This is a genomic window from Streptomyces albidochromogenes, assembly GCF_005981925.1.
GTDB lineage: Bacteria > Actinomycetota > Actinomycetes > Streptomycetales > Streptomycetaceae > Streptomyces > Streptomyces albidochromogenes.
Genome location: NZ_VBVX01000008.1, coordinates 44145 through 52626 on the forward strand (window position 1 = coordinate 44145; position 8482 = coordinate 52626).

At 67.3% G+C, this 8482-nt stretch carries 6 protein-coding genes and 2 pseudogenes; 5 read left to right on the forward strand and 3 right to left on the reverse strand.

Annotated features, from left to right (window positions below; genetic code table 11):
- Positions 1-16 precede the first annotated feature (16 nt).
- A complete protein-coding gene (locus E2E34_RS02365; RefSeq protein WP_138900214.1) occupies positions 17-1261 on the forward strand; it encodes an MFS transporter in 1245 nt (414 codons plus the stop codon).
- Between the two features lie 69 nt (positions 1262-1330).
- Here E2E34_RS02365 and E2E34_RS02370 read toward each other — a convergent pair whose 3' ends face one another.
- Both E2E34_RS02370 and E2E34_RS02375 read right to left on the reverse strand, forming a co-directional pair.
- A complete protein-coding gene (locus tag E2E34_RS02370; RefSeq protein ID WP_244315469.1) occupies positions 1331-2389 on the reverse strand; it encodes a TauD/TfdA family dioxygenase in 1059 nt (352 codons plus the stop codon).
- Positions 2390-2419: 30 nt separating this feature from the next.
- Complete coding sequence (locus E2E34_RS02375; RefSeq protein WP_167518187.1) at positions 2420-4237, reverse strand: non-ribosomal peptide synthetase; 1818 nt, start codon at positions 4235-4237, stop codon at positions 2420-2422.
- A gap of 512 nt (positions 4238-4749) precedes the next feature.
- Here E2E34_RS02375 and E2E34_RS02380 point away from each other — a divergent pair.
- The 4 genes and pseudogenes from E2E34_RS02380 to E2E34_RS02395 form a co-directional block, all read left to right on the forward strand.
- On the forward strand, positions 4750-5694 hold the full coding sequence (locus tag E2E34_RS02380; RefSeq protein WP_167518188.1) for an ATP-grasp domain-containing protein: 945 nt from the start codon (positions 4750-4752) through the stop codon (positions 5692-5694).
- A 4-nt stretch (positions 5695-5698) separates the two neighbouring features.
- Complete coding sequence (locus E2E34_RS02385) at positions 5699-7042, forward strand: hypothetical protein (RefSeq protein ID WP_138900217.1); 1344 nt, start codon at positions 5699-5701, stop codon at positions 7040-7042.
- Between the two features lie 33 nt (positions 7043-7075).
- Positions 7076-7879, forward strand: coding sequence for a thioesterase II family protein (locus tag E2E34_RS02390; RefSeq protein WP_138900218.1), 804 nt, complete (start codon positions 7076-7078; stop codon positions 7877-7879).
- 135 nt (positions 7880-8014) lie between these two features.
- A pseudogene (locus E2E34_RS02395) lies at positions 8015-8362 on the forward strand (transposase); the annotation flags it as partial.
- A 2-nt stretch (positions 8363-8364) separates the two neighbouring features.
- Here E2E34_RS02395 and E2E34_RS02400 read toward each other — a convergent pair.
- Positions 8365-8482: pseudogene (locus E2E34_RS02400) on the reverse strand (IS5/IS1182 family transposase); the annotation flags it as partial.

Genomic DNA, 8482 nt, shown 5'->3' on the forward strand with positions numbered 1-8482 from the left:
ATCAACGGATAACGCCATGTCGACCACTCAAGCTCCGTCCCTCCGGCAGATCACCGGATTCCGGAACTTCTGGCTCTCCCGTACTGTTTCCGGCCTCGGATCCGCCATCACCACCGTTGCGCTGCCCGTCCTGGTCTTCCAGGAAAGTGGCTCGCCGCTCCTGGTCTCCCTGGTCGCGGCTGCCGGAACGCTGCCCTACCTCGCCTTCGGACTGATCGCCGGTGCCGTCGCGGACCGCATGGACCGGCGCGCCCTGATGATCGTGACCGATTGCCTGAGCGCCTTGAGCCTAGCCTCCGTACCGGCCGCCTGGGCCCTGGACGTCCTGACGGTCACCCACGTCGTCGTGGTGGCGTTCCTCTCCTCCAGTCTCTCGCTCTTCTTCGACGCCGGCGTGTACGGGTTCGTCCCCGACATCGTCGGCAAGGACAAACTCGCCCAGGCCAACAGCGCGATCTACGGCGCGGAGACCGTCGTCCGCATCGCCGGCAACGCCGTCGCAGGCGCCCTCATCGCGCTGACGAACCCCGTGGGCACGCTCGCCCTCGATGCCCTGAGCTTCGCCTGCTCCGCCCTGTTCATCAGGGCGGTCACCAACGTCACCTCCCGGCCCTCCGGTGCGGGAGACAAACGACCTGGTTTCCGGGAATCGGTGACCGAGGGCCTCCGCTTCCTGGCCGGTCACCCCACGCTGCGGACCCTGACAGTTGTCGGCACGCTCCAGTCGTTCTCCGGCGGAGCCATCGTCGGTCAGCTCGTCGTCTTCGCCGACCGCGTCCTCGGCATCCAGGGCTCCGACGGGCGCATCGGCCTGCTCTACATGGCGTGGAGCGCCGGCGGAGTCGGCGGATCCCTGCTGCTTCCCCGGCTGCGGCGGCGCTTCGACGCCTTCCCGCTGCTCCTGGGGGTGCTGCCGATCGGCACGCTCCTCGGACTCGTCGTCGTGCTCACCACCGACTGGCGTATCTCGCTGGTGGCGCTGGCGGTGTGGGGAACTGCCTACCTGGTCGTGCTAGTGAACACGATGACCTACTCCCAGGAGGTCACGCCCTCCGAACTGCAGGGCCGGGTCAACACCACCCGCCGCATGCTCTCCTCCGGGCTGGGAGTCCCGCTCGGTGCCCTGGTCGCCAGCAGCATCACCGTGTCCGTCGGCATCCGCGCTGGCATGGCCACGGCTGTGGTCTCTCTCGCCCTGGCCGCGATCGTCGTCTGGATGGTACAGCTGCGCCGCCTCCTGAGCCCCGCAGCTAAGGCATAGCTGGCCCAACGGCTCCGCGCCGCCCCGCCGGCCGGGCGGGGCGGCCCGCGGAGCCGTTGTCATTACGGATCAGGCCCGGTCGACCGGCACCGGCCCGTCGAAGACCACCACGCCGTCCGCGCGCCGCGCCACGGTGACCTGGCCGGTCATCGCGACGAGGGTCCGCCGCTCCCCGGTGTAGGGGCGCCGGCCGTGAGACTGCAACAGGTTGTTGACGAGCATGAGATCGCCGCGCTGCCACGGGATGGCGTACGTGCAGGCGTCGAAGGCCTCACGGACCCGGTCCACCTCCTCGTCGGAGATCGGCGAGCCGTCGCCGTACATGGCATTGCGGGGCATCTCCTCCTCGGGGAACAGCTCGCCAAGCGCCTCCCGGGTGGCGGCGGGCAGGTTCGAAACATGGAAGAGGTGTGCCTGGTTGAACCAGCACTCCTCACCGGTGCCCGGGTCAGTAACCAGGGCTGGGCCTCGCTGCGAGGTGCGCAGTCCGTAGTCGGTCCAGGTGAGGTCAATGTTTCGCTCCACGCAGTACCGCTCGACCTCCGCGCGGTCCTCGGTCTGGAAGGTCTCCTGCCAGGTCAGACCCATCCCCTCGCGGTAGGACCGCTGGTACGCGATACCCAGCTTCCGGAAGCGGTCCAGCAGATCGGACGGCAGGCGCCGGGTTACCTCGCGCACGTCGGCGAGCGGGGTCTCTCCCCCCGTCTCGGCAGGCTGGAGGCAGGCGAAGAACAGCCGGTGCGGGAAGACGCTGGCGTAGGCGCTCTCGTTGTGCTGGGTGATTGTCTCGGACGCCGGGTACTCCGTGGACGTGTACACGCCTCCGCTGACGGCGCTGCGCGGTGTCGAGCGCTCCGTGTAACTGAGCAGCTCACCACCGAAGCGCCGTGCCACCTCGGACAGTTGCTCGGGACTGTGCACGCAGTCGCGTACCAGCACCGCGCCGACGGTATCGAGCATGCCCGTCAGCGCGGCGCCGTGCTCGACCACCCAGTCCTCGGTGCGTCCCGGCGCCGTCCCCGGTGGCGTGCAGGAGGCCTTGTAGACGACGAGCCGGGTACCGCCGGATCCCGCGATCCGGCCCATGTACGGCCCGAGCACGGGCGGCGGTGCCGTGTCCTGTGGCACGGTGATCCTCCTTATCCTCGTGAGTGGTGGTCAGCTCCGGTTGGCAGGCTGTGTGGTCGCGGTGCTGCCCTCCACACGGGAGGCCATCGCCCTGACGCTTCCGGACAGAAACACTTCCGTGGGCGTCAGCGCCAGGCCATTCCTGCGGGCTCGTGCCGACAGCTGGATGCCGAGCAGCGAATTGCCTCCGAGCGAGAAGAAGTTGTCGTCTGGGCCCACACTCTCGACGCCGAGCAGCTCCGCGCAAAGGTCGGCGAGCAGCTTCTCGGTCGCCGTCATCGTGGTACCCGCCGCATCAGCTGCCCCGGCCGGTCCGGGCTCCGACGGCAGAGCAGCCACCAGGGCCGCGTGATCCACCTTGCCCTGGGGGGTCAGCGGCATTCGGTCGACGAGCACCACGGCGGACGGTACTAAGTAGGACGGGAGACGGCTCGCGGCGAACGCGCGCAGCCCTCCGGCCAGGTCCGTGCTCTCCCCAGCGCCATCGGCTTTCGGTACGACGTGCGCCACCAGGTGCAGCCCGCCGCGGCCGGACACCGGGGTGACGCAGACCTGTGCGACCCGGTGGTCCGCCAGCAGCGCGGTCTCCAGTTCGCCGGGCTCGACACGGTGCGAACGGATCTTCACCTGCTGATCCCTGCGCCCGACGAACACCAGGTTGCCGTCGGCACGCATCCGCACCAGGTCGCCCGTCCGATACATCCGCGCACCTCGCGCGTCGAACGGATCGCAGACGAAGCGCTCCTCTGTCAGGTCCGGTCGGTTCAGGTAGCCGAGGGCCAGTTGGTTGCCGGCGACGAAGAGTTCACCGGTCGCCCCCTCGGCCACCGGCCGCAGCTGTTCGTCCAGCACGTGGACGCGCACCTCCGGCGCGGGCCTGCCGATCGGGACGGGCCCGACGGGCAGTTCGTCCTTCGGGTCGACACGGTAGGTTACGCAGCCCACGGTTGCCTCGGTGGGACCGTACTCGTTGGTCACCGCCACACCGGGCGCGCGGCGGCGCCACGCGTCAAGCTGCTCTCCGAGCAGCTGCTCGCCACCGACGACCAGGTCAACGGTGGCGAGAGCGGACGGCGACAGCCCATCCAAGAGGGAGAGGTGACTGGGTGTCACCTTGAGGAAGGTGACAGGACCGTGCGCCCCCGCGTCGTCAGCGGCGCTGTCCGGGTCGAGCAGCTCGGCGACGAGGACAGAGCCACCCGCCGACAGCGGTCCGAAGAGCGTGGTGACTGTGAGGTCGAAGGAAACCGCCGAGTGCAGCAGGGCGGTGCCGGCGAGGCCGGGGTAGGCCTTAAGGGCCCACCCCAGATAGGCCGCCAGACCGCGATGGGGCACGACGACGCCCTTGGGCGTGCCGGTGGACCCGGAGGTGTGGATCACGTACGCCGGGTCCACCGCCCGTACCTCGCGCCCCCGTTCGTCGTCCGTCACCGCATCACCGGGAAGTGCTTCCAGGGCGCGCAGTGTCTCCGGGGCATCCATTTCCACCCGAACGACCGCTGCCGCCAGGGTGTAGGAGCCGGTGGTAAGTAGAACGGTGGGCTGTGCGTCGTCCAGGACAGCGGCGACACGCGCCGCCGGGTGGTCCACGTCCAGGGGAACGTAGGCGGCACCCGCCTTGAGCACCGCGTAGAGCGTGACGATCAGCTCGGCGGAGCGAGGCAGAGCGACGGCGACGATGCCACCGGGGCCGACACCCCGGGCTATCAGGTGGCGCGCGAGCCGATTGGCCCGTGCGTCCAATTCGGCGTAGGTGACAGTTCGTTCGCCCTCCCGCACCGCGAGCGCCGAGGGGTTTCGGGCCACCTGCGACTCCAGCAGTTCGTGGGCGAAGAGGACATGGTTCATGAGCTTGCCTCTCGGACTCGGACCTATCGCCCAGGGAAGGCGCCCGTCCGGCACGCGCGGTCTGTGCCGGGAGTGCGCGGCAACCACCCGCACGCTGGCAGGGATGACGCCCCGCCCAGCACCCGGGCGTGGGCGATGCCGTGCGGGCAGACGCGCGGCGACAGTGACGGACAACCCTTTTGGGCATCGGCGGGCAATACTGCGTTGGAGCAGCAGTTTCATCTCCGCGGCGGCTCGGCGAGCGCCTCAACACACGGGTCGTCCGCTATTAATGGCAGACGCAGGCATCCTTGGCAAGGGGTTATTTCCTGCGCGCCTGATGGACGCACCGCAGGGGCCGTACAGAGTACCTCGGAGCCTCGGCGGTACGAATGGCGCTAGCCGGTCAAAAACGGAAATTGCAGACCGTGCGAGGCATGGAACACACAAGGACGATCTTGCCTCCAGTGGGTCTATGGTGTTCTATGGTCAGCGAAGGCTGTAGTCGCAGGTTCATCCAGGGGAGGGCCCTCTTGGCTAGCGTCATCAATTGGATATACCAAGAGGACGATCTCGAATTAGATGAGATTCTAAGATTCGAAGAGAGCCTCTCGAAGCGATACCTCCCCCTGGCCCATAGGATAGGCTTTGACTTCCGTTTAATCAGGGCTGGCGAGATCATGCTGTCCTGTGTCGGCAAGCCCGTGATGCGTTATCGCGGCGAGGATTTGCTGGAGACCCGGCAGTGCTACATCGCCGAGGACATCAGCATGGAGCCGCAGGGCCTCCAGCACATGCGTGCGATCTACCGGACGATCCACGCCAGTAACTCGGTCCTGCTCAACAGGTCCATCAGCGGCCCGGATTACCTAGAACGGGACAAGCTGGCGCTCCTCCAGCACGCCGCCAACCTGGGCGTGCCGGGCCTCAAGACCGTTGCGGTGCCCCCTAAAAAGTACGCCCGGAAGGTCATCCCCGAGGTGGAGCGGGAGCTCGGCCCCGGACCCTATATCGTCAAGCCGCGCGAACTCGGCATGGGCGTGGGCGTCCTCAAGATCGATACGGACCAACAGCTCGCCTCGACGATCGATATCGTCTCGACGACCGGAACGGGCTACATCGTTCAGCCATTCCTTCCTCATCACGCAGACATGCGGGTGTTTGTCGTCGATGGCCGAGTAGTCACTTCGCTCAGCCGAAAGCCTCGGCCCGGTGGATATCTCGCCAGTATCAGTCAGGGCGGCTCGCTGGAAGTGAACGATGATCATCTCCAGGTCGAGGAATGGTGCAACAGGATAGCGAAGAGTCTGAATGCGGAATTCCTTTGCATCGACTGGCTTATGACAGATTCTGGGCCGATTCTAAATGAGTGGAGTACGGCCAGCGCCGGATTCACGCTCCTGCCGGACCCGCAACTCACTCTGCTCGCTGACGCCTTTTTCGGCTGGATCAAGCGTAAATTCGAGGAAGGGAACTGACGGCGTGGCCGACGAGACCTGGTTCGGCGCCGCGAAGCTGCCGGAGAAGTCGCGACTGGCGGTTCCGGAACTCACCGAGCACCTGGATCGTACGCTGGACGACCTGGACTACCCGGTCAACAGCACCTCCATGAACCCGGTGGTCCTGCCACAGGAGCGCTACACGGAACTCTTCGACGCTACCCGGCAGTTGCTCCGGCTGCTTCGTCGCGCGCTTCTCGGAATCGCCCCGGACTTCCACGGAAGACTCCGCGCGCTCGGCGCGGTGGAGGAGAACTATCCGCTGTGGGTCCAGGGACCTCTCGAAGAGGCGTACGCGACGTGCATGACCCGCCCGGACATCGCCATCGGTCCGACAGGTCCCAAGTTCCTCGAGTTCAACATCGGTTCCGGTATCGGCGGCGTCGTCGAGACCTCCGTGCAGTCCGCAGTCTGGAAGGCCGCGTACGGTGGCGCCGACGCGGCACCCTTCCGCGCCACGCCGGACCCGCTCTCCGTGCGAGACCAGATCTTCGTACGGGCTGTGCGCGATCTAGGCACCCCTCCCGCCGTGGCCATCGTCGGGGCACTGCGCGAGTTCAACGCCGTACGCACAACACGGTACTTCGACATTCAGGTCCAGTCGTTGCGTAACCAGGGCCTGCAAGCGGAGTACTTCGAGCCCGAGCAGCTGCTCCAAGGGCTCGGCCTAGGCGGAGGCCGCTCGACTCCTCGCTACCGGCTCGGCCTGCGGCACTTCACCATCTTCGACTGGACGCGGCTCGGGATCGATCTCGCACCGATGCGGTCCGCCTTGAACGCGGAGTGCTTCCTGATCGCCTCTCAGAGCGCCTACCTCGTCGCCAACAAAAAGGTGCTGGGCTGGGTCTCTGAAGGGCTGCCGTGGATGACCGCAGAGGACCATGCGCTGGTTGAACAGTACTTGCCCTGGACCAGGACCGTTGCCGAGCGGCCGGTGCGCTGGCGCGGTATCACCCGGCCGCTGCCCGAACTGCTGCTGTCGGAGAGGGAGAACTTCGTCCTGAAGCCTGCCATCGGACTGGGCAGTCACGGTGTCGTCCTCGGCCGCCACGTCGACGAAGCCACCTGGCGCACGACCTTGGGCACTGCGCTGGGCACCGGCCAGTACATCGCGCAGGAGTACGTCGAGCCCGTGCCGTACCGCGTGGAATTGCGTGAGGAGGGCAGCGAGGACACCTTCGAGACGGACGTCCACCCTGTACTGAGCCCCTTCCTCTTCGACGGGCAGCCCGGTGGGTGCCTGGTGCGCTACCTGCCGCCCGGCCGCGCGGGTGTCACCACCATCCAGGGCAATGGCGCGTTGCCGTCGGTCGCGCTGCCCGTCTGATCCTCCAGGACACCCTCCCGACAGGAACGCGATATGACCACGCCGTTATCCGAGCGCGCTGCCCGGTGGCTGCGCACACCCCGGCCAAGGCCTTCGGCATCCGTCCGCCTGATATGCCTAGCGCACGCCGGGGGAACCGCCAGTGCCTACCAGGACTGGTCGCCGTACCTTCCCGACGACATCGAGCTGTCCGTCGTCCAGTACCCGGGCCGCCACGACCGCATCGCGGAGCCCTGCGTGGACTCGATGGACGAGATGGCCGACGAGATCGCGGCTGCCGTACGGCCCCAGGGCCGGCAGGACATCGTGCTCTTCGGCCACAGCATGGGCGCCGCCGTCGCCTACGAAGTGGCCCTGCGCCACGCGGAGCACGGGCTCCCCCCGCGTCAGCTGATCGTCTCCGGACGTGCGGCTCCGCACCGTCATCCGGGGGGCGACCTGCACACCAAGGACGACGAGGCGCTCGTGGCCGAACTGCGCAGCATGTCCGCCACCGACCAGGCCGTACTCGGCGACCCCGAACTCATGGCCCTGCTATTTCCGATGATCCGGGCCGACTACCGGCTCATCGAGCGCTACCAGCGCGACGCACCGCCCCGGATCGACACCCCCATCACGGTCTTCCGCGGCCGTGCGGACGACTGGTTTCCGCTCGAAGAGGCCGATGGCTGGCGTGAACTGACGAGCCGTAGCTTTGACCGCCGGGTGTTTGAAGGCGGCCACTTCTACCTCCACGACCGTGCCCATCAGGTGGTGCCTGCAGTCGTTGAGGCCATCGGCACGACCACGACAGCGCTCCAGACGACGGACGGCGGCGCCGGAGGAGCCGACACATGAGCGACGGTACCGCAGTCCCACTGCCGTTTTCGACGCGCTCGTCGCCCATTACATGGGTCCGTACTTCGCCACTCCGTGCGGTGCGCCGACCCACTTAGACCGTGTCCTACGTGGTGAGCGGACGTTGGGCTGGTCATGGGGCGGGGTACGTGGAGTTGGATTGTTCCGGACGGGCTGTGGGAGATCGCGGAGCCGTTGATCCCGCCGTCGAAGGTGCGGCCGCAGGGCGGCGGGACGCAGGACACGCCTGATGAGACGGTGTTCGCGGCGATCATCTACGTGCTGGTCAGTGGATGCGCCTGGCGCGCGTTGCCGCCCTGCTTCGGGATATCGAAGTCGACGGCTCACCGCAGGTTCGTGATCTGGTCGCGTGCCGGCGTGTGGGGCCGGCTGCACGAGGAGATCGTGCACCGGCTCGACGATGCCGGCCTCACCGATGTCTCCCGCGTCGTTCTGGACTCCGCCCACGTCCGCGCTAAGAGGCCCTAACAAAGGCGTTGGACGTGTCGGTGGGTGATGAGACAGGTGGCGAGGCCGAGGAAGGCTTCATGGATGTCGTCGCGTCGTTCCCAGCGGACACGAAGTCGGCGAAAACCGTGGAGC

What these genes read in the sequence shown, in the direction of transcription:
- E2E34_RS02365 (WP_138900214.1), top strand. Translation starts at nt 17, where the DNA reads ATGTCGACCACTCAAGCTCCGTCCCTCCGGCAGATCACCGGATTCCGG.
- E2E34_RS02390 (WP_138900218.1), top strand. Translation starts at nt 7,076, where the DNA reads ATGACCACGCCGTTATCCGAGCGCGCTGCCCGGTGGCTGCGCACACCC.
- E2E34_RS02375 (WP_167518187.1), bottom strand. Translation starts at nt 4,237, where the DNA reads ATGAACCATGTCCTCTTCGCCCACGAACTGCTGGAGTCGCAGGTGGCC.